The organism is Paenibacillus sp. V4I5, assembly GCF_030817255.1.
Taxonomy (GTDB): Bacteria; Bacillota; Bacilli; order Paenibacillales; family NBRC-103111; genus Paenibacillus_E.
This window is the reverse complement of the sequence record NZ_JAUSZB010000002.1, coordinates 4214126-4240555: the sequence shown is the minus strand read 5'-3', so window position 1 is coordinate 4240555 and position 26430 is coordinate 4214126. Positions and strand designations below refer to the sequence as shown.

At 43.5% G+C, this 26430-nt stretch carries 35 protein-coding genes and 1 pseudogene; all 36 read left to right on the top strand.

Going from position 1 to position 26430, the window contains the following annotated elements:
- Nucleotides 1–326 precede the first annotated feature (326 nt).
- The 36 genes and pseudogenes from rpoB (at nucleotide 327) to rpsK (ending at nucleotide 26372) form a co-directional block, all read left to right on the top strand.
- Nucleotides 327–3866, top strand: a complete 3540-nt coding sequence (gene rpoB / locus QFZ78_RS21250; protein ID WP_307550512.1) for a DNA-directed RNA polymerase subunit beta — start codon at nucleotides 327–329, stop codon at nucleotides 3864–3866.
- 69 nt (nucleotides 3867–3935) lie between these two features.
- Nucleotides 3936–7556 (top strand): DNA-directed RNA polymerase subunit beta', encoded by a 3621-nt coding sequence (gene rpoC, locus QFZ78_RS21245; RefSeq protein WP_307550511.1) that lies wholly within the window; start codon nucleotides 3936–3938, stop codon nucleotides 7554–7556.
- A 189-nt stretch (nucleotides 7557–7745) separates the two neighbouring features.
- A complete protein-coding gene (locus QFZ78_RS21240) occupies nucleotides 7746–7997 on the top strand; it encodes a ribosomal L7Ae/L30e/S12e/Gadd45 family protein (RefSeq protein WP_307550510.1) in 252 nt (83 codons plus the stop codon).
- A gap of 161 nt (nucleotides 7998–8158) precedes the next feature.
- The gene (gene rpsL, locus QFZ78_RS21235) at nucleotides 8159–8578 is read left to right on the top strand and encodes a 30S ribosomal protein S12 (protein WP_028557500.1); all 420 of its coding nucleotides are present in this window, start codon (nucleotides 8159–8161) and stop codon (nucleotides 8576–8578) included.
- A gap of 44 nt (nucleotides 8579–8622) precedes the next feature.
- Nucleotides 8623–9093, top strand: a complete 471-nt coding sequence (rpsG, locus tag QFZ78_RS21230; protein WP_028557499.1) for a 30S ribosomal protein S7 — start codon at nucleotides 8623–8625, stop codon at nucleotides 9091–9093.
- A gap of 38 nt (nucleotides 9094–9131) precedes the next feature.
- A complete protein-coding gene (gene fusA / locus QFZ78_RS21225; protein ID WP_307550509.1) occupies nucleotides 9132–11207 on the top strand; it encodes an elongation factor G in 2076 nt (691 codons plus the stop codon).
- Nucleotides 11208–11246: 39 nt separating this feature from the next.
- Nucleotides 11247–12437: an elongation factor Tu gene (gene tuf, locus QFZ78_RS21220; protein ID WP_047683193.1), complete on the top strand. Its 1191-nt coding sequence runs from the start codon at nucleotides 11247–11249 to the stop codon at nucleotides 12435–12437.
- A 241-nt stretch (nucleotides 12438–12678) separates the two neighbouring features.
- Entirely contained in the window at nucleotides 12679–12987 is a 309-nt protein-coding gene (gene rpsJ, locus QFZ78_RS21215) for a 30S ribosomal protein S10 (protein ID WP_028557496.1), read from the top strand.
- A 45-nt stretch (nucleotides 12988–13032) separates the two neighbouring features.
- On the top strand, nucleotides 13033–13656 hold the full coding sequence (gene rplC / locus QFZ78_RS21210; RefSeq protein WP_028557495.1) for a 50S ribosomal protein L3: 624 nt from the start codon (nucleotides 13033–13035) through the stop codon (nucleotides 13654–13656).
- A gap of 16 nt (nucleotides 13657–13672) precedes the next feature.
- Nucleotides 13673–14299 carry a 50S ribosomal protein L4 gene (gene rplD / locus QFZ78_RS21205; RefSeq protein WP_307550508.1) on the top strand — a complete coding sequence of 209 codons (627 nt, stop codon included), beginning with the start codon at nucleotides 13673–13675 and terminating at the stop codon, nucleotides 14297–14299.
- Nucleotides 14296–14586, top strand: coding sequence for a 50S ribosomal protein L23 (gene rplW / locus QFZ78_RS21200; protein WP_028557493.1), 291 nt, complete (start codon nucleotides 14296–14298; stop codon nucleotides 14584–14586). The genes rplD and rplW overlap by 4 nt, the downstream gene beginning before the upstream one ends.
- A gap of 30 nt (nucleotides 14587–14616) precedes the next feature.
- Nucleotides 14617–15447 (top strand): 50S ribosomal protein L2, encoded by an 831-nt coding sequence (gene rplB, locus QFZ78_RS21195; protein WP_028557492.1) that lies wholly within the window; start codon nucleotides 14617–14619, stop codon nucleotides 15445–15447.
- Nucleotides 15448–15495: 48 nt separating this feature from the next.
- On the top strand, nucleotides 15496–15774 hold the full coding sequence (rpsS, locus tag QFZ78_RS21190) for a 30S ribosomal protein S19 (RefSeq protein WP_029196461.1): 279 nt from the start codon (nucleotides 15496–15498) through the stop codon (nucleotides 15772–15774).
- A 30-nt stretch (nucleotides 15775–15804) separates the two neighbouring features.
- A pseudogene (rplV, locus tag QFZ78_RS21185) lies at nucleotides 15805–16138 on the top strand (50S ribosomal protein L22).
- A gap of 13 nt (nucleotides 16139–16151) precedes the next feature.
- Nucleotides 16152–16814 carry a 30S ribosomal protein S3 gene (gene rpsC / locus QFZ78_RS21180; protein ID WP_307550507.1) on the top strand — a complete coding sequence of 221 codons (663 nt, stop codon included), beginning with the start codon at nucleotides 16152–16154 and terminating at the stop codon, nucleotides 16812–16814.
- A 3-nt stretch (nucleotides 16815–16817) separates the two neighbouring features.
- On the top strand, nucleotides 16818–17252 hold the full coding sequence (gene rplP, locus QFZ78_RS21175) for a 50S ribosomal protein L16 (protein ID WP_029196459.1): 435 nt from the start codon (nucleotides 16818–16820) through the stop codon (nucleotides 17250–17252).
- Nucleotides 17242–17439: a 50S ribosomal protein L29 gene (rpmC, locus tag QFZ78_RS21170; RefSeq protein WP_028557487.1), complete on the top strand. Its 198-nt coding sequence runs from the start codon at nucleotides 17242–17244 to the stop codon at nucleotides 17437–17439. Before rplP ends, rpmC begins: the two co-directional genes overlap by 11 nt.
- Before the next feature lie 27 nt (nucleotides 17440–17466).
- The gene (rpsQ, locus tag QFZ78_RS21165) at nucleotides 17467–17730 is read left to right on the top strand and encodes a 30S ribosomal protein S17 (protein ID WP_090826701.1); all 264 of its coding nucleotides are present in this window, start codon (nucleotides 17467–17469) and stop codon (nucleotides 17728–17730) included.
- Between the two features lie 35 nt (nucleotides 17731–17765).
- Complete coding sequence (gene rplN, locus QFZ78_RS21160; protein WP_028557485.1) at nucleotides 17766–18134, top strand: 50S ribosomal protein L14; 369 nt, start codon at nucleotides 17766–17768, stop codon at nucleotides 18132–18134.
- A gap of 55 nt (nucleotides 18135–18189) precedes the next feature.
- Nucleotides 18190–18543, top strand: a complete 354-nt coding sequence (rplX, locus tag QFZ78_RS21155; RefSeq protein WP_079418006.1) for a 50S ribosomal protein L24 — start codon at nucleotides 18190–18192, stop codon at nucleotides 18541–18543.
- Between the two features lie 33 nt (nucleotides 18544–18576).
- Complete coding sequence (rplE, locus tag QFZ78_RS21150; protein WP_307550505.1) at nucleotides 18577–19119, top strand: 50S ribosomal protein L5; 543 nt, start codon at nucleotides 18577–18579, stop codon at nucleotides 19117–19119.
- Nucleotides 19120–19155: 36 nt separating this feature from the next.
- Nucleotides 19156–19341 (top strand): type Z 30S ribosomal protein S14, encoded by a 186-nt coding sequence (locus tag QFZ78_RS21145; RefSeq protein ID WP_029196455.1) that lies wholly within the window; start codon nucleotides 19156–19158, stop codon nucleotides 19339–19341.
- Nucleotides 19342–19374: 33 nt separating this feature from the next.
- Entirely contained in the window at nucleotides 19375–19773 is a 399-nt protein-coding gene (gene rpsH, locus QFZ78_RS21140; RefSeq protein ID WP_029196454.1) for a 30S ribosomal protein S8, read from the top strand.
- Between the two features lie 29 nt (nucleotides 19774–19802).
- The gene (rplF, locus tag QFZ78_RS21135; RefSeq protein ID WP_047683181.1) at nucleotides 19803–20345 is read left to right on the top strand and encodes a 50S ribosomal protein L6; all 543 of its coding nucleotides are present in this window, start codon (nucleotides 19803–19805) and stop codon (nucleotides 20343–20345) included.
- A gap of 101 nt (nucleotides 20346–20446) precedes the next feature.
- Nucleotides 20447–20815: a 50S ribosomal protein L18 gene (rplR, locus tag QFZ78_RS21130; RefSeq protein WP_307550503.1), complete on the top strand. Its 369-nt coding sequence runs from the start codon at nucleotides 20447–20449 to the stop codon at nucleotides 20813–20815.
- Between the two features lie 28 nt (nucleotides 20816–20843).
- On the top strand, nucleotides 20844–21341 hold the full coding sequence (gene rpsE / locus QFZ78_RS21125; protein ID WP_029196451.1) for a 30S ribosomal protein S5: 498 nt from the start codon (nucleotides 20844–20846) through the stop codon (nucleotides 21339–21341).
- Between the two features lie 11 nt (nucleotides 21342–21352).
- Nucleotides 21353–21541, top strand: coding sequence for a 50S ribosomal protein L30 (gene rpmD, locus QFZ78_RS21120; protein ID WP_307437864.1), 189 nt, complete (start codon nucleotides 21353–21355; stop codon nucleotides 21539–21541).
- Nucleotides 21542–21577: 36 nt separating this feature from the next.
- Entirely contained in the window at nucleotides 21578–22018 is a 441-nt protein-coding gene (gene rplO, locus QFZ78_RS21115; RefSeq protein WP_029196449.1) for a 50S ribosomal protein L15, read from the top strand.
- Entirely contained in the window at nucleotides 22018–23322 is a 1305-nt protein-coding gene (secY, locus tag QFZ78_RS21110; RefSeq protein ID WP_307550502.1) for a preprotein translocase subunit SecY, read from the top strand. The genes rplO and secY overlap by 1 nt, the downstream gene beginning before the upstream one ends.
- 85 nt (nucleotides 23323–23407) lie before the next feature.
- A complete protein-coding gene (locus QFZ78_RS21105) occupies nucleotides 23408–24058 on the top strand; it encodes an adenylate kinase (RefSeq protein WP_029196447.1) in 651 nt (216 codons plus the stop codon).
- The gene (gene map / locus QFZ78_RS21100) at nucleotides 24058–24810 is read left to right on the top strand and encodes a type I methionyl aminopeptidase (RefSeq protein WP_047683173.1); all 753 of its coding nucleotides are present in this window, start codon (nucleotides 24058–24060) and stop codon (nucleotides 24808–24810) included. Before QFZ78_RS21105 ends, map begins: the two co-directional genes overlap by 1 nt.
- 10 nt (nucleotides 24811–24820) lie before the next feature.
- Complete coding sequence (locus tag QFZ78_RS21095) at nucleotides 24821–25114, top strand: KOW domain-containing RNA-binding protein (RefSeq protein ID WP_307550500.1); 294 nt, start codon at nucleotides 24821–24823, stop codon at nucleotides 25112–25114.
- A 16-nt stretch (nucleotides 25115–25130) separates the two neighbouring features.
- A complete protein-coding gene (infA, locus tag QFZ78_RS21090; protein ID WP_009676800.1) occupies nucleotides 25131–25349 on the top strand; it encodes a translation initiation factor IF-1 in 219 nt (72 codons plus the stop codon).
- Nucleotides 25350–25456: 107 nt separating this feature from the next.
- Entirely contained in the window at nucleotides 25457–25570 is a 114-nt protein-coding gene (gene rpmJ / locus QFZ78_RS21085; protein WP_003333770.1) for a 50S ribosomal protein L36, read from the top strand.
- A 19-nt stretch (nucleotides 25571–25589) separates the two neighbouring features.
- Entirely contained in the window at nucleotides 25590–25958 is a 369-nt protein-coding gene (rpsM, locus tag QFZ78_RS21080) for a 30S ribosomal protein S13 (protein ID WP_028557471.1), read from the top strand.
- A gap of 18 nt (nucleotides 25959–25976) precedes the next feature.
- Nucleotides 25977–26372, top strand: coding sequence for a 30S ribosomal protein S11 (rpsK, locus tag QFZ78_RS21075; RefSeq protein ID WP_028557470.1), 396 nt, complete (start codon nucleotides 25977–25979; stop codon nucleotides 26370–26372).
- The last annotated feature ends 58 nt before the right edge of the window (nucleotides 26373–26430 follow it).

Sequence of the window (26430 nt, the reverse complement as noted above, 5' to 3'; positions counted from 1 at the left end):
GACTTGACATTTCACATGTGGTATTATTAAAAAATGTCAGTATTAAGATGGGACACATGTCTTTAGTTAACAAAAATGTCAAGTGTTTTTTTCTTCCTGGATGAATAAAATTTGAACTTGTAACGTATAATGTTTGAATTTTAGGAAACTCTAACAGGATGGGAAGAAATATTTGGAAAAGTCTTATTGATTACAGGGAAAAACCTTCCTTCATACAGTCGCTTAATTCGGACGGGCTCCACTAACGGAGGCGTCCTGAGTGTACGTCGGTAGAAGTTTTTCTTCTTCTTTTTATTTATTGAGTAGAGTTGAGGGGTGAATGAAAGTTGGCGGGACATCTTGTTCAATTTGGACGACGTAAACGCAGGACTTATGCACGAATTAATGAGGTGCTGGGCATTCCAAACCTGATTGAAATCCAGCAAAAATCGTATGAGTGGTTTTTGGAAGAAGGACTTCGCGAGATGTTTCAGGATATCTCTCCGATCCAGGATTTTACAGGTAACCTAGTACTGGAGTTTATTGACTATAGCTTAGGAGAGCCTAAGTATTCAGTTGATGAATCCAAAGAACGCGACGTAACCTATGCGGCGCCGTTAAGAGTCAAAGTCCGTTTGATTAATAAGGAAACCGGTGAGGTCAAAGAACAAGAAGTGTTCATGGGGGATTTCCCTATCATGACTGACACGGGAACGTTCATTATTAACGGTGCGGAGCGTGTAATCGTCTCCCAGCTCGTTCGTTCACCCAGTGTTTATTATAGCACGAAAGTGGATAAAAACGGCAAAAAAACATATACCGCAACCGTCATTCCGAACCGTGGAGCCTGGTTGGAACTTGAGACTGATGCGAAAGATATCATCTATGTTCGTATCGATCGTACGCGTAAAATTCCAGTAACTGTCCTTCTTCGTTCATTAGGATTTGGTACAGATGCTGAGATTTTGGATTTGCTGGGTGACAATGAATACATCCGTAATACGCTCGATAAAGATAACACGGATTCTACGGAAAAAGCGTTAATCGAAATCTATGAGCGTCTTCGTCCGGGCGAGCCTCCTACACTAGATAATGCTAGAAGCTTGATCGTTGCTCGTTTCTTTGATCCGAAGCGTTACGATTTGGCCAATGTAGGTCGTTACAAAATTAACAAAAAACTTCACATCAAAAACAGATTGTTCAATCAACGTTTGGCTGAAACATTGGTAGACTCCGAGACTGGAGAAATCATTGCTGAAGCAGGGCAATTGCTTGATCGTCGTGTTTTAGATGAAATCCTTCCTTTTATTGAAAAAGGTGCAGGGTATAAAGAATTTACGATTCCTAAAGGTGTAACGGGCGCGGATACGATTCCAGTTCAGTGCATCAACGTTTATTCACCAACAGAAGAGGGCAAGGTCGTTAAAGTTATTTCTAACGGTGTTATTGATAAAACTGTCAAAAACATCACGCCTGCCGATATTATTTCATCCATTAACTATTTCATCAATTTGCTTCACGGTATCGGAAATACGGATGATATTGACCACTTAGGTAACCGTAGACTTCGTTCTGTAGGTGAATTGCTGCAAAATCAATTCCGTATTGGTCTTTCCCGTATGGAACGTGTTGTTCGTGAGCGTATGTCGATTCAAGACGCGAATGTGATAACGCCACAAGCGTTAATCAACATTCGACCTGTTATCGCATCGATCAAAGAGTTCTTCGGTAGCTCACAACTTTCTCAGTTTATGGACCAAACGAATCCACTTGCTGAATTGACGCACAAAAGACGTCTGTCTGCACTCGGACCCGGCGGTTTGACGAGAGAGCGCGCAGGTATGGAAGTTCGTGACGTGCATCACTCTCACTATGGCCGTATGTGTCCAATTGAGACGCCAGAGGGACCGAACATTGGTTTAATCAACTCCTTGTCTACGTTTGCTCGTATTAATGAGTATGGCTTCATTGAGGCGCCATATCGTTGGGTAGATCCGAAGTCAGGACTTGTAACTGACCAAATCGCTTACCTGACAGCAGACGAAGAGGATAACTATGTTATTGCTCAGGCGAATGCACAATTGACGGAAGATAATAGATTCGTTGAAGACGCAATTATCGTTCGTTATAAGGATGACAACTTAACACTTCCGGTTGAACGTGTCGATTACATGGACGTTTCTCCGAAGCAAGTTGTTTCCGTGGCAACGGCGTTAATTCCGTTCCTTGAAAATGATGACTCCAACCGTGCGCTTATGGGTTCAAACATGCAGCGTCAAGCGGTTCCGCTTTTGATCCCGAAAGCACCTCTTGTAGGAACAGGTATGGAGCATAAGGTCGCTAAAGACTCAGGAGTATGTATTGTCTCCAAATTCGATGGAATTATTGAGAAAGCTGCTGCGAATGAAATTTGGCTGCGTCGCCAAGAATTGGTCGATGGCAAGTTAGTTAGCGGCAACATCGTCAAATATAAACTTCACAAATTCATGCGTTCTAACCAAGGAACGTGCATCAATCAACGTCCGATTGTCAAAAAAGGCCAAATGGTTAAAGCGGGCGATATTCTTGCAGACGGACCTTCAACAGAACAAGGTGAATTGGCGCTTGGACGTAACGTTGTCGTAGCCTTCATGACTTGGGAAGGTTACAACTACGAGGATGCGATCTTGCTAAGCCAAAAGCTTGTGAAAGAAGATGTATACACTTCTATTCACATCGAGGAATACGAGTCCGAAGCTCGTGATACGAAGCTGGGACCTGAAGAAATCACACGTGATATCCCGAACGTTGGGGAAGATGCACTGAAAAATCTTGACGAGCGCGGTATTATCCGTGTCGGTGCCGAAATCGGCGCAGGCGATATCCTTGTTGGTAAAGTAACACCTAAAGGTGTAACAGAACTGACGGCGGAAGAAAGATTGCTGCATGCGATCTTCGGTGAGAAGGCTCGTGAGGTTCGTGATACATCCCTTCGCGTACCGCATGGTACAGACGGTATTGTTGTAGATGTGAAAGTATTTACTCGTGAGAATGGCGATGAGCTGCCTCCTGGTGTGAACCAACTCGTTCGTGTCTATATCGCACAAAAACGGAAAATTTCCGAAGGCGATAAAATGGCAGGACGTCACGGTAACAAAGGGGTAGTTGCACGTATTCTTCCGGAAGAAGATATGCCTTTCCTTCCAGATGGTACACCGGTTGAAGTTGTATTGAATCCACTAGGGGTTCCTTCACGGATGAACATCGGTCAAGTGCTTGAAGTTCACTTAGGTATGGCTTCCAAATACCTGGGTATCCATGCTGCAACGCCAGTATTCGATGGAGCGCGTGAGTATGACGTGTTCGATGCGATGGAAGAAGCAGGTATGCAGCGTAGCGGTAAAACGATTCTGTACGATGGTCGTACAGGCGAATCTTTCGAACGCGAAGTTACTGTAGGCGTCATGTACATGATTAAACTGGCGCACATGGTTGATGATAAAATCCATGCCCGTTCAACAGGACCTTACTCCCTTGTTACTCAGCAGCCGCTGGGTGGTAAAGCGCAGTTCGGTGGACAACGTTTCGGGGAGATGGAGGTATGGGCACTCGAGGCTTATGGAGCTGCTTATACACTGCAAGAAATTCTTACAGTGAAGTCCGATGACGTTGTAGGCCGTGTGAAAACATATGAGTCTATCGTTAAAGGCGAGAATGTTCCAGAGCCAGGTGTTCCTGAATCATTCAAAGTTTTGATCAAAGAGCTTCAAAGCTTAGGTATGGATGTTAAAATCCTGTCCGGCGACGAAGAAGAGATCGAAATGAGAGAAGCCGACGATGACGACGAAGTCACTAGCGATAAATTAAACCTAAACTTAGAGGGCTCTGAATTAGGAGTCAACGAATAAAGAATACCACAATAGATCGAGAACGATTCACTGCATAGTGGGTTTAAATTCTTAAAGGAGGGTTGCTCCTTGATGGACGTTAACAACTTCGAGTTTATGAAAATCGGCTTGGCATCACCCGATAAAATTCGCTCTTGGTCCCGTGGGGAAGTAAAGAAGCCGGAAACGATTAACTACAGAACCTTAAAGCCTGAGAAAGAAGGTCTTTTCTGCGAAAAGATCTTCGGGCCTACTAAAGATTGGGAATGTCATTGCGGTAAATACAAACGAGTTCGTTATAAAGGCGTTGTTTGTGACCGTTGTGGCGTTGAAGTAACACGTCAAAAGGTACGTCGTGAGCGCATGGGTCATATTGAACTTGCCGCTCCGGTATCTCACATTTGGTACTTCAAAGGCATTCCAAGCCGTATGGGGCTTGCACTAGATATGTCTCCAAGATCGTTGGAGGAAATTATCTACTTCGCTTCCTATGTGGTAACTGATCCAGGGGATACACCTTTGGAGAAGAAACAACTGCTTTCCGAGAAGGAATACCGGAGCTATCGCGAGAAGTACGGTTATGCTTTCCAAGCGGGTATGGGTGCGGAAGCCGTTAAAAAGCTTCTAATCGACATTGATATCGAGCGTGAAGTAGATACACTCAAAGAAGAACTCAAAACAGCGCAAGGTCAACGTCGTAATCGTGCGATTAAGCGTTTGGAAGTTATGGAAGCTTTCCGTAACTCGAAAAATTTACCGGGTTGGATGGTACTGGATGTACTTCCTGTCATCCCTCCGGAGCTTCGTCCGATGGTACAGCTTGATGGTGGCCGCTTCGCGACTTCTGACTTGAATGATCTGTATCGCCGCGTTATCAACCGTAACAACCGTTTAAAAAGATTGCTCGACCTGGGCGCTCCAGATATCATTGTTCAAAATGAGAAACGGATGCTGCAAGAGGCGGTTGATGCTCTTATCGACAACGGTCGTCGCGGTCGTCCGGTAACAGGCCCTGGTAACCGTCCTTTGAAATCCCTCAGCCACATGCTGAAAGGTAAACAAGGACGTTTTCGTCAAAACTTGCTCGGTAAACGTGTTGACTATTCCGGTCGTTCCGTTATCGTTGTAGGTCCTAACCTGAAGATGTACCAATGTGGTCTTCCGAAGGAAATGGCACTTGAGTTGTTCAAGCCTTTCGTGATGAAAGAGCTTGTAAATAAAGGTTTAGCCCATAACATCAAGAGTGCAAAGCGTAAAGTTGAGCGCGTAAGTCCAGATGTTTGGGATGTTCTTGAAGAAGTAATTAAGGAGCACCCGGTTCTTCTGAACCGTGCCCCTACGCTGCATAGACTTGGTATTCAAGCTTTTGAACCGATTCTGGTTGAAGGCCGCGCTATTAAGCTTCATCCGCTCGTTTGTACAGCTTACAACGCTGACTTCGACGGTGACCAAATGGCCGTTCACGTACCATTGTCTTCTGAAGCTCAAGCCGAAGCTCGCTTGCTCATGCTGGCGTCAGGTAACATCTTGAATCCGAAAGACGGTAAGCCTGTTGTTACGCCTTCACAGGATATGGTTCTGGGGAGCTTCTATTTAACAACAGACAACAAATTCGCTAAAGGTGCTGGTTCTATTATTAGAACAGTGCATGAAGCAGTTTCTTCCTACCAATCGGGCAAAATGGCCTTGCACGCACGGGTTGCTATTCCTGCAAAAGCATTGAACAAAGTTAGTTTCACTGAGAAACAGCAAAATGCAATTTTGATCACGACGATCGGTAAAATCATTATGAATGAGATTTTCCCTAGCGACTTCCCATTCATTAATGAACCAACGAAGACGAACCTATTGAGCGGAATTCCTGATGCTCACTTTGTTTTCGAAAAAGGTGCTGATCTTAGAGCTATTATGTTGGAACGTGAAGAGAACAAAGCGGTAGGTAAAGAATATCTCGGTTCGATCATTGCTGAGTGTTTCCGTAAATACCACACAACTCAAACGTCCATGATCCTTGATAAAATTAAAGAGCTTGGATTCACGTACTCCACCAAAGCGGGTATTACCGTAGCTGTCTCTGACGTTGTCGTTCCTACTGAAAAAGTAGCAATCCTCAAAGAATGTGAAGAGAAAGTACGTGTTGTTACGAACCAATATCGCCGTGGTTTGATTACAGATGAAGAGCGTTATGACCGTGTTATTGCGATCTGGAGTAAAGCGAAGGATGAAATCACAGATATTTTGATGAAATCCCTTGATAAATACAACTCTATTAGCATGATGGTTGAATCCAAAGCCCGGGGTAATAAATCTCAGATTACACAGCTTGGCGGTATGCGTGGTTTGATGGCGAATCCATCCGGTAAAATTATGGAGTTGCCAATTAAATCGAACTTCCGTGAAGGCTTGACAATCTTGGAGTACTTTATTTCCACGCACGGAGCGCGTAAAGGTCTTGCCGATACAGCGCTACGTACAGCTGACTCCGGTTACCTGACTCGTCGTCTCGTTGACGTTGCACAAGATGTTATTGTTCGCGAAGATGATTGTGGAACAGATAAAGGCTTCATGGTTAGCAAAATTCAAGATGGTAAAGAGGTTATTGAAGATCTCTATGACCGTATTGAAGGTCGTTATGCTTATGAAACCCTTCGTCATCCGAAAACTGGTGAAGTCATTGTTCAACGCAATGAACTTATCGAATCGGGTATTGCGGATACAATTATTGAAGCAGGTATCGAGAAACTTCAAATTCGTTCCGTTCTTAGCTGCCGCACCAATCATGGTGTTTGTAAGAAATGTTACGGTCGTAACTTAGCTACTGGCCAGTTTGTTGAGGTTGGTGAAGCAGTTGGTATTATCGCTGCTCAATCCATTGGTGAGCCAGGAACACAGTTGACGATGCGTACGTTCCATACCGGTGGTGTTGCCGGCGATGATATTACGCAAGGTTTGCCGCGTATTCAAGAGCTCTTTGAAGCTCGGAATCCGAAAGGTCAAGCGATCATTTCCGAAATTGATGGTACTGTCAAAGAAATCCGTGAAGCTAAGGACCGTCGTGAGATCGAAGTCCAAGGGGAAGCGGAATCCAAGGTTTATGCGGTTCCTTACGGATCACGTGTCCGTGTCTCACTGAATCAACAAGTCGAGGCTGGAGATGAGCTGACAGACGGATCTATCGATCCGAAAGAAATGCTCCGCATCAAAGGTATTCGCGGCGTGCAGAACTACATTCTGCAAGAAGTACAACGCGTATATCGTAACCAAGGGGTAGAAATTAACGATAAACATATCGAAGTTATGGTTCGCCAAATGTTGCGGAAAATCCGTATCGTTGACGCTGGAGATACAACGCTTCTTCCTGGTTCCTTCGTAGACATTCATGAATATGAAGCAGCCAACAGAGTTGCCTTGTTCGCTGGTAGCGAGCCTGCTGTTGCAAGACCTATCTTGCTCGGTATTACGAAAGCGTCCCTAGAGACTGATTCCTTCCTATCTGCAGCGTCTTTCCAAGAAACGACACGTGTCTTGACGGATGCAGCTATTAAAGGCAAGGTTGACCAATTACTTGGTCTTAAGGAGAACGTTATTATCGGTAAACTTATTCCTGCAGGTACGGGTATGCCTCGTTACCGGAATATCCGTATTACGGATCCGAACGAAGTGCTTGTACAAGATGAAGATCTTGAAAAAGAGACTGTCACTGTTGAATAGATTTGCTATGTAATCATGAGGGATAGCCACTTTATAATAAAGTGTGCTGTCCCTTTTGATATACTTTTACTATTCTAGTAAGAATAATAAAATATTAGAAGTTATTCCTTGACAGCAGAAGTTCAAAGTGCTAATATATCGGAGTGTGCCTAAGTTGATATTCTTTCCTTTCTTTGAAGGGGGTGCCTTATGTCTTATGATAAAGTCAAACAGGCAAAGAATATAAGTGTAGGTACGAAGAAAGTTACAAAAACAGTCGAACAAGGTAAGGCAGTCGAAGTTTTTGTTTCCAAAGATGCAGATCCGCGATTGACGATAAATCTGGTAACTCTCTGTACGCAGAAGGGTGTACCTGTTACCTATGTGGATTCTATGAAAATGCTAGGTAAAGCATGTGGAATTGAAGTTGGAGCTGCGGTAGCAGCTGTTGTAAATGAATAAGCGCTAAAGACGTTTTTGTTAGTGGTTATAGCCTAATCAGTTCTAGTGACTTTTGCAGCTATCCATGGCAAGGACTTTCTCTTTGCTCATTTATGACTCGCCTGGATCTGTGGGCTTGCAAGAAGAACATCATGTTATGAATGTAGGGAGGAGGTGGCGATATGCCAACAATTAACCAACTAGTACGTAAAGGTCGTCAAGCGAAGGTGGATAAGTCTAAATCACCAGCTTTGCAAAAAGGTTTTAACGCTTTGAAAAGAGAAGCAACGGATTTGAGTGCACCTCAAAAACGTGGTGTCTGCACGCGTGTAGGTACTATGACTCCTAAGAAGCCTAACTCCGCACTTCGTAAATATGCACGTGTTCGTTTAACGAACCGCGTAGAGGTGACAGCTTACATTCCAGGTATCGGTCACAACCTGCAAGAACACAGTGTTGTATTGATCCGTGGAGGTAGAATTAAAGATCTTCCAGGGGTACGTTATCACATCGTGCGTGGTGCGCTGGATACTTCCGGTGTTAACAACCGTAAGCAATCCCGTTCCAAATACGGTACTAAACGTCCGAAAGTTAAAAAATAAGAGATAATAATCAGGGATGATTCTTATAAGAAAGGGGGATAACTATGCCTCGTAAAGGTCCAGTTACTCGCAGAGACGTATTGCCAGATCCAATTTATAATAGCAAACTAGTTACTCGTCTTATCAATCGCATTATGGTTGATGGAAAAAGAGGGGTAGCACAAACCATTCTATACAACGCTTTTAACCTCGTGAAAGATCGTACAGGTAAAGAGCCGATGGAAGTGTTTGAAGCTGCTATCAAAAACATTATGCCAGTACTAGAAGTTAAAGCTCGCCGTGTTGGTGGAGCAAACTATCAAGTGCCTATCGAAGTAAGACCTGATCGTCGTTCGACATTAGGCTTGCGTTGGTTGGTTAACTACTCACGTCTACGCGGTGAGAAGACGATGGAAGAAAGATTGGCTTATGAAATCATCGATGCTAGCAACAGCACAGGCTCTTCCGTTAAGAAACGTGAAGATACACACAAAATGGCTGAAGCTAATAAAGCATTCGCTCACTATCGTTGGTAGAATTATAAATCAATTTCAGAAAGGAGACATAACGACCTATGGCTAGAGAGTTCTCCTTAAAAAACACACGTAATATCGGGATCATGGCTCATATCGATGCTGGTAAAACGACAACAACAGAGCGCATTCTGTACTATACAGGTAAAGTTCACAAAATCGGAGAAGTGCACGAAGGTGCAGCTACGATGGACTGGATGGAGCAGGAACAAGAGCGCGGAATCACGATTACTTCCGCCGCTACAACTGCGCAATGGGAAGGTCACCGCATCAATATTATTGATACCCCGGGACACGTTGACTTTACCGTTGAGGTAGAGCGTTCCCTTCGTGTGTTGGATGGAGCAGTTGGTGTATTTAGTGCGAAAGAGGGCGTTGAGCCTCAATCGGAAACAGTTTGGAGACAAGCTGATAAATACAACGTTCCACGTATTGCTTACGTAAACAAAATGGATATCATCGGTGCAGACTTCTTGCAAGTTGTTGAATCCATGCGTCAAAAGCTTGGTGCAAATGCAGTGGCTATTCAACTTCCAATCGGTGCTGAGAATGAATTCAAAGGCATCATCGACTTGGTTGATGAAGTTGCTTATATGTACAAAGACGACCTTGGTAAGGATATCGAGAAAATCGAGATTCCTGCTGAGTTCAAAGATCAAGTTGCAGAACTTCGTTTGGAATTGATTGAGAAAGTTGCTGAGCTCGATGAAGAGCTTACAATGAAGTATCTTGAAGGCGAAGAAATTTCTGTTGACGAAATCAAAGCAGCTCTGCGTAAAGGTGTCTGTGAAGTGAAAATCTTCCCAGTTATCGTAGGGTCTTCATACAGAAACAAAGGTGTTCAATTGATGTTGGATGCGGTAATTAGTTACCTGCCATCACCTCTTGATGTACCTGACATTAAAGGTGTACTTGACGATGGTACTGAAGTGGTTCGTAAGTCTGCTGATGATCAACCTTTCTCAGCGCTTGCATTTAAAATCATGACAGATCCTTTCGTTGGTCGTCTTACGTTCTTCCGTGTTTACTCTGGTACCTTGAACTCCGGTTCCTATGTGTCCAATGCGACTAAAGGAAAACGTGAGCGTGTTGGTCGTATCCTGCAAATGCATGCGAACAGCCGTCAAGAAATCAGCATTGTATACGCTGGTGACATTGCCGCGGCCGTTGGATTGAAAGATACAACGACTGGTGATACACTTTGTGATGAGAAAAATCCAGTTATTCTTGAGAGAATGGTCTTCCCTGAACCGGTTATCCAGCTTGCTGTTGAACCGAAGACGAAAGCCGACCAAGATAAAATGGGTATCGCATTGCAAAAACTTGCTGAAGAAGATCCGACTTTCCGTGCTTCCACAGACGAAGAAACAGGACAAACGATCATCGCAGGTATGGGTGAGCTTCACCTTGAGATCCTCGTTGACCGTATGCTTCGTGAGTTCAAAGTAGAAACCAATGTTGGTAAACCGCAAGTAGCTTATCGTGAAACGTTCCGTGCATCAGCTAAAGTTGAAGGTAAATTCGTTCGTCAATCCGGTGGTCGTGGTCAATACGGACATTGTTGGGTTGAGTTTGAACCTCAAGAAGCTGGTACAGGTTTCATTTTCGAAAGCAAAGTAGTGGGCGGATCTATTCCTAGAGAATATATCGCACCTATTCAAGCTGGTATCGAAGAGTCCATGAAGAATGGTGTAATCGCAGGATTCCCGCTCGTGGATATCAAAGCTACAGTTGTTGATGGATCTTACCATGATGTTGACTCCAATGAAATGGCGTTCAAAATCGCAGGTTCCATGGCACTTAAAGCAGCTAAAGAAAAATGTAAACCGGTTCTTCTTGAGCCAATCATGAAGGTTGAAGTTACTGTACCAGAAGAGTACATGGGCGATGTTATGGGTGACCTTAACTCCCGTCGTGGACGTATTGAAGGTATGGATAACCGTCATGGCGCGCAAATCATCCGTGCTAAGGTGCCTTTGTCCGAAATGTTTGGATATTCCACAACACTTCGTTCGAGAACACAAGGCCGTGGTGTTTACTCCATGGAACTTTCACATTATGAAGAAGTACCTAAGTCCATTGCAGAAGAAATTATTGCAAAAGGCAAAGGCGCTTAATATAAAACTATTAGTCACTCTAAGGAGGAATCGTTTAAAATGGCAAAGGCTAAATTTGAACGTAACAAACCGCATGTTAACATCGGTACTATCGGTCACGTCGATCATGGTAAAACAACTTTGACAGCTGCTATCACTACAGTACTGTCCAAAAGATACGGTGGAGCTGCAGTAGCATTCGACCAAATCGATAAAGCACCAGAAGAGCGCGAGCGCGGTATCACAATCTCCACAGCTCACGTTGAGTACGAAACACCTAACCGTCATTACGCACACGTTGACTGCCCAGGACATGCTGACTATGTTAAAAACATGATCACTGGTGCTGCTCAAATGGACGGAGCGATCCTGGTTGTATCCGCAGCTGACGGCCCTATGCCGCAAACTCGCGAGCACATCCTTCTTTCCCGTCAAGTAGGCGTACCTTACATCGTAGTATTCCTTAACAAATGTGATATGGTTGAAGACGAAGAGTTGCTTGAATTGGTTGAGATGGAAGTTCGCGACCTTCTTAACGAATATGAGTTCCCAGGCGATGATACTCCAATCATCCGTGGTGCAGCTCGTGAAGCTCTTGCTAACCCAGAAGGTCCTTGGGCTGACAAAATCATCGAGTTGTTCGAACAAGTTGATACTTATATCCCAACTCCTGAGCGTCAAACTGACAAGCCTTTCCTTATGCCAGTTGAGGATGTATTCTCAATCACTGGTCGTGGAACAGTTGCAACTGGTCGTGTTGAGCGTGGTACTGTTAAAGTACAAGAAGAAGTTGAAATCGTTGGTATCGCTGAAGAAACTCGTAAATGCATCGTAACTGGTGTAGAGATGTTCCGTAAATTGCTTGATTCCGCTCAAGCTGGTGACAACATTGGAGCTTTGCTTCGTGGTGTAGACCGTAAAGATATCGAGCGTGGACAAGTACTTGCGAAACCAGGTTCAGTTAAACCACACACGAACTTCACAGCACAAATTTACGTTCTAACTAAAGAAGAGGGTGGCCGTCATAAGCCTTTCTTCACAGGTTACCGTCCACAGTTCTACTTCCGTACAACTGACGTAACGGGTATCATCTCCCTTCCAGAAGGTACAGAGATGGTTATGCCTGGTGATAACATCACTGTTACTGTTGAACTGATCAACCCAATCGCAATCGAAGAAGGAACACGCTTCGCGATTCGTGAAGGCGGACGTACAGTTGGTGCGGGCGCGGTTGCAACAATTCAAAAGTAGTACCTATATATAGAAGAAACGTTCATCGTTTAAACGATGAACGTTTTTTTTATGCATATGCCTAAAATTTCGCTTGCTTTTCGTTTTCAAATTTTATATAATATAAAACGTTGGTCTGTGACGTTGCGATGATGCGAAAGGTTGCCGACACACCTGGCCCCTTTGCCATGGGGATGGTTGTTGGAGAATTTTCGCGGAGTATGTCCGATAATAAATTGGGCGATAGAAGGAGGGACTTATCATGGCAAAGCAAAAAATTCGTATCCGTTTGAAAGCTTATGATCACAGAATTATTGATCAATCAGCTGAGAAAATCGTGGAAACTGCCAAGCGTTCCGGTGCAGGTGTATCCGGTCCGATTCCGCTTCCGACAGAGAAGCAAATCATCACGATTCTTCGTGCGGTGCACAAGTACAAGGATTCGCGTGAGCAATTCGAAATGCGTACGCATAAGCGTCTTATCGATATTGTGAATCCAACACCACAAACAGTTGATGCTCTAATGCGTTTAGACTTACCGTCTGGCGTTGATATTGAGATCAAACTGTAAAACAACTATAGAATGAACGTTTAGGAAGGAAATGAGGTGTCAACGATGAAAGGTATCTTAGGAAAAAAACTTGGGATGACACAGTTGTTTACTCCGGAGGGTAATGTAGTTCCGGTAACTGTCATTCAAGCGGGACCATGTGTGGTACTGCAAAAGAAAGATGTGGATAACGACGGATATGAGTCGATCCAAATCGGTTTTGATGATGTTAAAGCTAGCAGAATCATTAAACCAGAGCTTGGCCATGCGAAAAAAGCAGGGGCAACGCCTAAGCGCTACGTTAAAGAAATTCGTGGCATTCAGTTGGGTGACTATGAAGTTGGTCAAGAACTGAAAGCAGATCTGTTTACAGAGGGCGAATTCGTTGATGTAACGGGTACTTCCAAAGGTAAAGGTTTCCAAGGTAACATCAAAAGACATAACCAATCCACAGGCCCTATGGCTCACGGATCACGTTATCACCGCGGACCAGGTTCCATGGGTTCCATTCAAGCAAACCGCGTTCCTAAAGGTAAGAAATTGCCAGGGCACATGGGTAACGAAACAGTAACTTTGCAAAACCTGCAAATCATTAAAGTAGATGCTGAGCGTAACGTGTTGCTAGTTAAAGGTTCCATTCCGGGTCCTAGAAACAGCTACGTTAGCGTGAAGTCTGCTGTGAAAAAGTAAGAAAGGAGGAAGACAGATGCCAAAAGTAGCTTTATATAATGTAACAGGTGCTCAGGTAGGAGAAGTTGAACTGTCTGACGTTGTTTTCGGAATTGAGCCTCACGTTCATGCGATCCACGAAGCTGTTCTTTTGCAACAAGCAGCTGTGCGTCAAGGAACACACAAAACAAAAGGTCGTTCGGAAGTTCGCGGCGGTGGTCGTAAACCTTGGAAACAAAAGGGTACAGGTCGTGCGCGTCAAGGTAGTATTCGTGCTCCACAGTGGAAAGGCGGCGGTACCGTATTCGGACCGACACCTCGTAGCTATGGTTTCAAATTGCCTAGAAAAGTTCGTCGCTTAGCGATCAAATCCGCTTTGTCCTCGAAACTTATCGATAACAACTTGATCGTATTGGATCAGCTTCAAATGAACGCTCCAAAAACGAAAGACTTCGTAGCTATTTTGAACAACCTGAAAGTAGATCGTAAAGTATTAGTTGTAGGCGTTGCTAACGACTCCAATGTTGCTTTATCTGCTCGTAATATCCCAGGTGTGAAATTTGTTGCTGCTGATGGAGTTAATGTTCTTGATGTCATGTTGTATGACAAATTGATCCTTACACAAGAAGCTGTACAGAAAGTTGAGGAGGTGCTTGCACAATGAAAAATCCACGCGACATTATCAAGCGCCCGATCATCACTGAGCGTACAAGCGACCTAATGGCTAACAAAAAGTATGTTTTCGAAGTGGATCTTCGCGCTAACAAAACAGAAATTAAACAAGCTATTGAAGCTATCTTCAAAGTAAAAGTTACAAATGTAAACACATTGAGAATGCCAGCTAAGCCTAAACGTTATGGCAAACACTCCGGTTACACTTCCATCTGGAAGAAAGCTATCGTGTCCCTAAGCGCAGAAAGCAAAGAATTGGAATTCTTTGAATCGGTATAACCCATTTCTTGAAGTAAGGAGGAAATCAGAGTGCCAATTAAAAAATACAAACCAACCTCACCAGCTCGACGTGCGATGTCGGTTTCTACTTTTGAAGAAATCACAACATCAACACCGGAGAAATCATTGCTTGCTCCTCTGTTCAAGCATGCTGGTCGTAACAACCAAGGTAAAATTACGGTTCGTCACCATGGTGGTGGACACAAGCGTAAATACCGTATCATCGATTTCAAACGTACTAAAGATGGAATACCAGGACGCGTTGCTACAGTTGAGTACGATCCTAACCGTTCCGCAAACATCGCATTGATTCATTATGCTGATGGCGAGAAAAAATACATCATCGCTCCTAAAGGTCTTAAAGTGGACGATCGTATCGTTTCTGGACCACAAGCAGATATCAAAGTGGGTAACGCTCTTCCATTGGAAAACATTCCAGTTGGTACAGTTATCCACAACATCGAGTTGAAGCCTGGTAAAGGTGCACAACTAGTGCGCGCTGCCGGTACAGAAGCTCAACTTCTTGGTAAAGAAGAAACTTACGTAACTATTCGTCTTTCATCCGGTGAAGTTCGTAAAGTCCTTAAAGTTTGCCGCGCAACAATCGGTTCTGTAGGTAACGAAGATCACGAGCTCGTGAAAATCGGTAAAGCAGGACGTAATCGTTGGAAAGGCAATCGTCCACAGGTTCGTGGGGTCGTAATGAACCCGAATGATCACCCACACGGTGGTGGTGAAGGACGTGCACCAATCGGACGTAAATCACCTATGTCACCATGGGGTAAACCGACGCTTGGTTTCAAAACTCGTAAAAAAGGTAAAGCATCCGATAAATACATTGTACGTCGCCGTACGAAGTAATCTAGGATATATGAATTTTCTTGAGGTTCAAGGAAGGGAGGAACACCCATGGGTCGCAGCTTAAAGAAGGGTCCATTTATTGATGGATACTTACTGAAAAAAGTAGAAGACTTGAACACTTCCAGCAAAAAACTGGTTATCAAAACGTGGTCCCGTCGTTCTACGATTTACCCGCAATTCGTTGGTCACACTTTCGGAGTATATGATGGAAGAAAACACGTGCCTGTGTATGTAACCGAAGATATGGTTGGACACAAGCTTGGTGAATTTGCACCAACTCGTACTTACAAAGGTCACGATGACGATAAGAAAACCGGAAAACGTTAATTTCATTTTTAACCGAGAGGAGGTACTACCATGCAAGCAAAAGCAATATTGAACCACGCTCGGATTGCTCCTCGTAAAGCAAAGCTAGTTGTTGACTTGATTCGGGGAAAAGCGGTAGGTGAAGCGATTGCGATTCTGCGTCACACGCCTAAAGCAGCTTCTCCAATTCTGGAGAAACTACTGAATTCCGCAATTGCCAATGCAGAGCATAACTATTCATTAGATCCTAATAAACTTGTGGTTTCTGAGACGTTTGTTTAACCAAGGACCTACAATGAAAAGATTCCAACAACGTGCAATGGGCCGCGCTAGCGCGATCAAAAAACGTACCAGCCACATTACAATCGTGGTATCTGAAAAATAAGGAGGGGTAACGTGTGGGTCAGAAGGTAAACCCGGTAGGCTTTAGAATTGGTATTATTCGTGATTGGGAGTCCAAATGGTTCGCAGAGAAAGATTTCGGAACTCTGTTGCTTGAAGACGTCAAAATCCGCGAATACTTAAAAAATAAACTTAAAGATGCTGCAGTTTCCCACATCGAAATCGAGCGCGCGGCTAACCGTGTGAACGTTACGATTCAAACTGCAAAACCAGGAATGGTTATTGGTAAAGGCGGAGCTGAAGTTGAAGTCATTCGCAACTACATCGCTGCTATGTCCAATAAAAAAGTTCACATTAATATTTCTGAAATCAAAAGCCCAGATCTTGATGCAATTCTCGTAGCTGAAGCTATTGCACTTCAATTGGAACGTCGCGTTTCATTCCGTCGTGCTATGAAACAAGCTATGCAAAGAACAATGAGATCCGGCGCTAAAGGTATCAAAGTAGCAACTAGCGGACGTCTTGGCGGTGCTGAGATTGCTCGTACGGAAGGATATAGCGAAGGAACAGTTCCACTTCATACGCTTCGTGCGGATATCGACTATGGTACTGCTGAAGCAGCCACTACTTATGGACGTATCGGTGTAAAAGTATGGATTTATCGTGGAGAAGTGCTTCCGCCAGCTAAGAAAAAGGCTCAGCCGGAAGGAGGAATTTAAATCATGTTAGTACCTAAACGTGTAAAACACCGTAAAGAACACCGCGGTAACATGAAAGGTCGCGCTAAAGGCGGAACGGAAGTTGCTTTTGGCGAATATGGTCTGCAAGCGGTAGAACCGGCTTGGGTATCCAACCGTCAAATCGAAGCAGCACGTATTGCCATGACACGTTACATCAAACGTGGCGGTAAAGTTTGGATTAAAATCTTCCCAGCTAAACCAGTTACACAAAAACCGCTTGAAGTCCGTATGGGTAGTGGTAAAGGTAACGTGGAGAAATGGGTAGCTGTAGTAAAACCGGGTAAAATTTTGTTTGAACTTGCTGGTGTTAGTGAAGAGGTCGCTCGTGAAGCGATGCGTCTTGCTGCTCACAAGCTTCCAATCAAAACGAAATTCGTGAAAAGAGAAGAAGTAGGCGGTGAAGCAAATGAAGGGTAGTGAATTCCGGAACTTAACCACTGCTGAAATTGAGCAAAAAGTTAATGGTTTTAAAGAAGAACTCTTTAACCTCCGTTTTCAACTAGCTACTGGTCAATTGGACAACCCGACTCAAATTCGTGATTTGCGTAAAGAGATCGCTCGTGCCAAGACTATTTTGCGTGAAAGAGAATTGGGGATTGGGTAACCAAATCTAGAAGGGAGGGTTCCTTAGATGGCTGAACGCAACGATCGTAAAGTGCAGGTCGGTAAAGTTGTCAGTGATAAAATGGATAAAACCATTGTTGTTGCTGTTGAAACTTACAAAAAACATGATCTCTATCACAAGAGAATCAAATATACGAAAAAGTTTAAAGCTCATGATGAAAACAACCAAGCTAAAATTGGTGACACTGTAAAAATCAGTGAAACTAGACCGTTATCCAAAGATAAAAGCTGGAGATTGGTTGAAATTATTGAAGTTGCTGTTGTTATCTAATAATCGAGACATGAACCCCGAAAGGAGGGAATACGATGATTCAACCATTTACTCGTTTGGCTGTCGCTGACAACTCAGGTGCGAAACAATTAATGTGTATCCGCGTTTTGGGTGGTACTGGTCGTCGCGTTGGTCACATTGGTGATTTGATCGTCTGTTCAGTAAAAGAAGCAACACCAGGTGGCGTTGTCAAAAAAGGTGACGTTGTTAAAGCAGTTATCGTTCGTACGAAGAGCGGTGCTCGCCGTAAAGACGGATCATATATCTCATTCGATGAGAATGCGGCTGTTATCGTGAAAGAAGATAAAAGTCCACGTGGTACACGTATCTTTGGACCAGTTGCACGCGAACTTCGTGACAGAGACTTCATGAAGATCGTATCCTTGGCTCCAGAAGTTATCTAAGAACAGTTACGATGTTTGTTTTCCTAACGGGAAACCTCAGGAGGTGTAGAAGCTAATGCCAAGATTAAAAAAGAGATTAGAATCTCATAACAATAAACTGCACGTGAAAAAAGACGATACGGTTTTTGTAATCACTGGTAAAGACAAAGGTAAGAAGGGTCGCGTTATCGCTGCTTATCCTCGTCAAAACCGTGTGCTAGTAGAAGGTGTAAACATGGTTAAGAAACATGCGAAACCATCTCAACAAAATCCACAAGGCGGTATCTTGAATCAAGAAGCTGCAATCCACGTTTCTAACGTGATGCTAATTGATCCTAAGAGCGGCAAACCTACTCGCGTAGGATACAAAGTATTGGATAACGGAACGAAAGTTCGTATCGCGAAAAAATCCGGCGAAGTTATCGATTAATACAAACAAGCATGGAAAGGAGGCAAATGAGTCATGACAGTAAGAATGAAAGATCGTTATTTGAACGAAATAACTCCAGCGTTAATTCAAAAGTTTAACTACTCAACAGTCATGCAAGTTCCTAAAGTCGAGAAAATCGTTATCAACATGGGTGTTGGTGAGGCTGTATCGAACTCCAAAGTACTTGACACTGCAGTAGAAGATCTTCAAAAGATCTCTGGTCAAAAACCAGTTGTAACAAAATCCAAAAAAGCGATCGCGGGTTTCAAACTTCGTGAAAATATGCCAATCGGCGTGAAAGTAACTCTTCGCGGCGAGCGCATGTATCATTTCTTGGATAAACTTTTCAACGTATCACTTCCACGTGTACGTGACTTCCGTGGTATTTCCAACAAGGCTTTTGACGGCCGTGGAAACTACACACTTGGTCTGAAAGAACAACTCATTTTCCCAGAAATTGAGTATGATAAAGTTGATAAAGTTCGTGGTATGGATATTGTTATCGTTACAACGGCTAAGTCCGACGAGGAAGCTCGCGAGCTTTTAACACAACTCGGAGCGCCTTTCGTTAAATAGGTTACCAGTCGTACCTATCAGGAGGTGTTATATTAAGTGGCAAAAACTTCGATGAAAGTCAAACAGCAACGTACCCCGAAGTTTAAAGTGCAAGCATACACACGTTGTGAGCGCTGCGGACGTCCGCATTCAGTGCTTCGCAAGTTCAAAATTTGTCGGATTTGTTTCCGCGAATTAGCACACAAAGGTCAGATTCCAGGCGTTAAAAAAGCAAGCTGGTAATCACCCTATTTTCGGGAAGGAGGTTTACACAAAATGGTCATGTCAGATCCAATTGCAGATATGCTAACTCGCATTCGTAATGCGAATATCGTACGTCATGAAACAGTTGAAATTCCTGCATCAAAAGTGAAGAGGGAAATCGCTGAAATCCTTAAAAAAGAGGGATTTATCCGTGATGCTGAGTACGTTGAAGATAGCAAACAAGGTATCATTCGTTTGTTCCTGAAATACGGTTCAAACAATGAGCGTGTTATCTCCGGTTTGAAAAGAATTTCCAAACCAGGTCTACGCGTTTACACTAAATCACAAGAAATCCCTCGTGTATTGGGCGGATTAGGGATTGCCATCATCTCCACATCTAAAGGAGTTATGACGGATAAAGATGCTCGTCAATCCAAAGCTGGCGGAGAGGTTATCTGCTACGTTTGGTAATACAATTGTAATTGAATGGAGGTGCAAACATGTCTCGTATTGGTCGTAAGCCAATCACCATTCCAAGTGGTGTAAATGTAACACTAGACAATACTCAAATCACGGTTAAAGGCCCTAAAGGTTCTTTGTCCCGTGAACTTCATAAAGATATGAAAGTAAATGTTCTAGAAAACGAGATTTCCGTTGAGCGTCCTTCCGATAACAAACTCCACCGTTCCCTGCATGGTACAACACGTAGTGTTGTTGCCAACATGGTAAGTGGCGTAACGGAAGGTTTCACGAAATCTTTGGATCTAGTTGGCGTTGGTTACCGTGCTAACAAGAGCGGCGACAAATTAGTTCTCAACGTTGGGTACTCCCATCCAGTTGAAATCACTCCTGAAAACGGCATTGAGTTCGATGTTCCTACGAACACGAAAATCATCGTTAAAGGTATTGATAAAGAATTAGTAGGCGCTATGGCAGCTAAAGTTCGTTCCGTACGTGAGCCAGAGCCGTATAAAGGTAAAGGTATCAAGTATGAAGGCGAACGTATTCTTCGTAAAGAAGGTAAAGCTGGTAAGAAGAAATAAGATCGTTAGATCGCGGGTAATAGCTAAGAGTTTTCGAATGAAAACTTGCTACGTAAGCATAAGCCTCGCATCATAAGATGATGAAAGGAGTGTAAGTATAGATGATTACTAAAAGCGATAAAAATAAAGCTCGTTTGAAAAGACATCTTCGTGTTCGTAAGAAAATCGAAGGTACAACTGTTCGTCCGCGCTTAAACATTTTCCGCTCTTCCAAACACATGTATGCTCAACTTATCGATGATACAACGGGTATTACAATCGTTGCTGCATCGACTCAAGATAAAGAACTGAAAAGTGAAATTGGTAATGGCGGTAACGTTGAAGCTGCTCGTAAAGTTGGCGCATTAATCGCTCAACGCGCGAAAGAAAAAGGTTTAGACAGAGTGGTATTTGACCGCGGTGGCTACCTTTATCATGGACGTGTTCAAGCATTAGCTGACGCAGCTCGTGAAGCTGGACTTGAATTCTAGGAAAAACATATATAAGGAGGTAAAAGACTTGCGTGTAGATCCTAATACTTTAGAGCTAACAGAAAAAGTTGTTAATATTAATCGCGTAGCTAAAGTAGTAAAAGGCGGACGTCGTTTCAGCTTCAGCGCACTTGTTGTCGTTGGCGATGGCAATGGCTGGGTTGGCGCAGGAATCGGTAAAGCTTCCGAAGTTCCTGATGCAATCCGCAAAGGCATTGAAGATGCGAAAAAGAACTTGATTCATGTTCCTATCGTAGGCACTTCGATTCCTCACCTTGTAACAGGTAAGTTTGGTGCAGGACGCGTTCTGTTAAAACCAGCTTCCCAAGGTACAGGAGTTATCGCTGGAGGACCAGTTCGTGCAGTACTTGAACTTGCTGGTATCGGCGATATCTTGACAAAATCCCTTGGTTCATCGAACTCCATGAACATGGTTAACGCAACGCTTGAAGGCTTAAGCCGCTTGAAAAAAGCGGAAGAAGTTGCAAAGCTTCGTGGTAAAACAGTTCAAGAGCTATTAGGTTAGGAGGGGTAAACATGGCGAAACAATTACAAATTACCCTAAAACGCAGCCTGATTGGCCGCCCTGAAACACAACGCATTACAGTGAAAACACTTGGTCTTCGCAAGATGCACCAAACTGTTCTTCATCAAGATAATGCTGCGATCAGAGGCATGGTTAATCAAGTGAGCCATTTGGTAGAAGTTAAAGAAATCGAAGCATAGTAGCAAGATATTAAGATCTAGAGGAGGTGTGCAACGATGAAGTTACATGAGCTAAGTTCTGCTACTGGTTCTCGTCACACTCGTAAACGTGTTGGCCGTGGTACAAGTAGCGGCATGGGTAAAACATCAACTCGCGGACATAAAGGTCAAAACGCACGTTCTGGTGGAGGCGTTCGTCCTGGATTCGAGGGTGGACAAAACCCGTTATACCGTCGTTTACCTAAACGTGGTTTCACGAATCGTTTCCGTACGGAATACGCAATCGTAAACCTTGAAGATTTGAACAATTTCGCAGCTGGTACCGAAGTTACTCCACAAGTATTAATGGAGACTGGTATTGTTAAAGCTCCTAAAGATGGTATCAAGATTTTAGGAAACGGTGAAATCACAGTAAAATTAACCGTTAAAGCGAATAAGTTCTCTCAATCAGCGATTGAGAAAATCCAAGCTGCCGGCGGTCAAACCGAGGTGATTTAATGTTCAATACCATAGCCAACATCTTCAAAGTAGAAGATTTACGCAGAAGAATTCTATTTACGCTCATCTTGCTAATCGTCTACCGCTTAGGTGCCTTTATTCCGGTACCTAACATTAATACGGATGTTCTGAAACTTCAAGACCAAGCGAATCAGAGTGATGTCTTTGGTTTGCTTAACACGTTTTCTGGCGGTGCGCTTTTCCAATTCTCCATCTTTGCGATGGGAATTATGCCTTACATCACGGCTTCTATCATTGTTCAGCTTTTGTCCATGGATGTAATTCCACGCTTTGCGCAATGGGCAAAAGAAGGCGATGTCGGACGAAAGAAAATGACACAAGTTACTCGTTACGGTACGATTATTCTAGGCGTGATTCAAGCTTTTGGTCTTTCCATTGGGTTTAACCGTTTGTATAGCGGACTCGTGATTGATCCAGGTGTCACAACCTTTGCTCTAATCGCTCTCGTACTGACTGCTGGTACAGCTTTCTTGATGTGGCTCGGTGAGCAAATTACGGAATATGGGATTGGAAACGGTATTTCCATTATCATCTTTGCAGGTATCGTCGCGGCGATTCCTACAACCATTCAACAAATTTACAAATCACTTTTTGCGACCGAAGGAGTTTTGTTCCTTAATATCGTGAAACTGATCATTATTGCTTTGGTTGTTATACTGATTATTGCCGGGGTCATATTCGTACAGCAAGGTGTTCGTAAGATACCTGTACAATATGCGAAACGGGTAGTTGGTCGTAAAATGTATGGTGGGCAAACCACTCACATTCCTCTTAAAGTGAATGCAGCTGGTGTAATCCCTGTAATCTTTGCACTTTCGTTATTGATGTTCCCTCCTACCATTGCTAGTTACTGGAGAGGTAATGTTGTTGCAGAATGGATCATAACTAATCTTAGTTTGAACCAAACCGCACCACTAGCGATTGTACTATACGTACTGCTGATTATTGGATTCACTTACTTTTACACCTTCGTACAAATTAATCCAGTTCAAATGGCTGACCAGATGAAGAAAAATGGTGGCTACATACCTGGTATTAGACCCGGTAAAACAACATCGACTTATCTGACTCGCGTAATGACTAGAATTACTCTTTCTGGAGCACTGTTTCTCTCAGCGATCTCAATTCTTCCAATGTTATTTGGAGGACTTGCCGGTTTGCCTAGTTCGGTTCAGATAGGTGGTACATCTTTACTTATCGTAGTAGGCGTTGGTCTTGAGACGATGAAACAGATCGAGAGCCAATTGATTAAGCGTCATTACAAAGGATTTATCAATAAATAGCTAATAGGTTCTGATGGGGCAATATCTGCGACATCGGCACCTATTGTGCTGTTCGTAATGCCGAGTGCGATGGGAGGTTTTAAGTGTGAACGTAATTTTTATGGGGCCTCCTGGTGCAGGCAAAGGTACGCAAGCTGAAAAGATCGTAAACGAATTTCAAATTCCTCATATATCGACTGGAGATGCTTTTCGTTTGGCGATGAGTCAAGGAACACCGCTTGGTGTTGAGGCCAAAGGTTATGTGGATAAGGGACTTCTGGTTCCTGATGAAATAACGAACGGTATTGTGAGAGAGCGTCTTGCCCAACCGGATTGCGATAAAGGGTTTTTGCTTGACGGGTTCCCTAGAACTGTTGCTCAAGCAGATGCGTTGTCTGAAATCGTAGATTCATTAGGTAAGAAGATTGAAGTAGTTATCAATCTTTCCGTTGATCGCAGTTTCTTGCTTGCAAGACTAACTGGCCGAAGAATTTGTAAATCCTGTGGTTCTACGTATCATGTAATCTTCAACCCACCAAAGCAAGAAGGCGTATGCGATAAATGTTCGGGTGAGTTGTACCAACGATCTGATGATACGGAAGAGAAAGTCGGAACTCGTTTGGATGAATACATCAATAAAACGGCTCCGCTGCTGGATTACTACCAAAAGAGGGAATTATTGCGTGAGGTTAACGGGGAACAAGACATTCATGCGGTAACCGAACAAATTAGCTCACTGCTACGAGGTCTAGCGTAATGATCATTTGTAAGTCCGAGGTTGAACTAGACCTAATGCGAGAAGCTGGTCGTATCGTAGCCGAAACGCACCGCTTATTGGCAAGGGCGATTCGTCCGAACATTACAACGAAAGAACTTGATCAGATCGCAGAGGAATTCATTCGCAGTCAGGGAGCGATTCCATCTTTTAAAGGTTACAACGGTTTTCCTGGAAGCATTTGTGCTTCAGTCAACGAAGAATTAGTTCATGGTATTCCTGGTCCAAGAAAGCTGACTGAGGGCGATATTATCAGTATAGATATTGGTGCTCAGTATAAAGGTTATCATGGAGATTCTGCTTGGACGTATCCTGTCGGTGAAATTTCTGAAACAGCTGGGCGTTTGTTAGCTGTGACAGAACAATCACTGTATCGAGGCATAGCAGAAGCTAAACCGGATGCTAGACTCTACACGTTGTCGCATGCAATCCAAACTTGTATTGAAGACGCAGGCTTCTCCGTGGTTATAGAGTATGTCGGTCACGGTATCGGAACGGATCTTCACGAAGAACCACAAATTCCGAATTATGGTGTACCTGATAAAGGTCCTCGTCTCAAACCAGGCATGGTCCTAGCCATTGAACCGATGGTGGTCGTTGGCGAAAGATTTGTCCAAACACTCGAAGACGATTGGACTGTTGTCACTGCGGATCGTACCCTATGTGCTCATTTTGAACATACGATTGCAATTACGGCAGCTGGTTATGAAATATTAACTTTGCCTAGATCGTAGGTGATGATGAATGGATAGCAAGATTCCAAAGGTGGGTCAAATCGTAAAGGTGCTTCGCGGTCGAGATCCCGGAGAATATGCGGTCGTAATTGGAATTGTCGATCATCGATTTGTCTGGCTTGCCGACGGTGATAATCGCAAATTCGATCAACCGAAGAAGAAGAACCTGAATCATCTTCAGTTACAAGAAACGATTAGCAGTGAAGTGGAGTCAAGCATTAGGGAAACAGGTCGTGTTACTAATGGAAAGTTGCGCTTCGCAATTGCCAAATTCGTTGAACTTATGCAAGATGAAGCACAATAGAGAAAGGAGAATGACTGTGGCCAAAGAAGATGTAATTGAAGTAGAAGGTACAGTGATTGAACCTCTTCCGAATGCAATGTTTAAGGTTGAATTGGAAAATGGTCATAAAATCCTAGCCCATGTATCCGGTAAGATCAGAATGCATTTTATCCGCATTTTGCCTGGAGATAAGGTTACCGTAGAATTATCGCCTTATGATTTAACGAGAGGCCGTATAACCTACCGTTTCAAATAAATGTTCGGCTTACATGTAAGTTACTCTCTCAAGGCGTATGCTTACGAAGCAAGTTTTCTAACAGAAAACGCAACATGGTTGCTTACGATGATAAGGAGGGCTTAAAAATGAAAGTTAGACCGTCGGTTAAACCGATTTGCGAGAAATGCAAAGTTATTCGCCGTAAAGGTAATGTAATGGTTATTTGTGAAAATCCTAAGCACAAACAAAAACAAGGTTAAAAGGAGGTGCAATCTGTAGATGGCACGTTTAGCTGGAGTTGACTTACCTCGTGACAAACGAGTTGTAATCGCGTTAACTTACATTTTCGGTATCGGCACTACAACTGCTCAGAAAATCATTGCTTCCACAGGTATCGACGCTAGTACTCGCGTTCGCGACTTGACTGAAGATGAAGTGAGCAAGATCCGTGATGTAATTGACAAAACCCTTAAAGTAGAAGGCGACCTTCGTCGCGAAATTTCTCTAAACATCAAACGTCTAATCGAAATCGGATCCTACCGTGGTCTTCGTCACCGCCGTGGTCTTCCTGTTCGTGGACAACGTACTAAAACTAATGCTCGTACACGTAAAGGTCCTCGTCGTACGGTAGCTAATAAGAAGAAATAATAAAGGGGGTTAGAGCTAATGGCAAAACCTAAAAAAGTAGTCCGTACGAAACGTCGTGACCGGAAAAATATTGAGAGCGGTGTAGCACACATCCGTTCAACATTTAACAACACGATCGTAACGATCACGGATCCGCATGGTAACGCAATTTCTTGGGCAAGTTCAGGAAACCTTGGATTCAAAGGTTCCCGTAAAAGCACACCTTTTGCGGCGCAAATGGCAGCTGAAAAAGCAGCTAAAGCAGCTATGGAGCATGGCTTGAAAACTGTTGAAGTAATGGTTAAAGGTCCAGGTGCTGGCCGTGAAGCAGCAATTCGTTCTTTGCAAGCAGCAGGTCTTGAAGTAAACCTGATTAAAGACGTGACTCCGGTTCCTCATAATGGCTGCCGTCCTCCAAAACGTCGTCGCGTATAATTCAGGATCACTTTGTAGTATAATTATCCTAAAATCGTGAATAATGGTTTGAAGGATA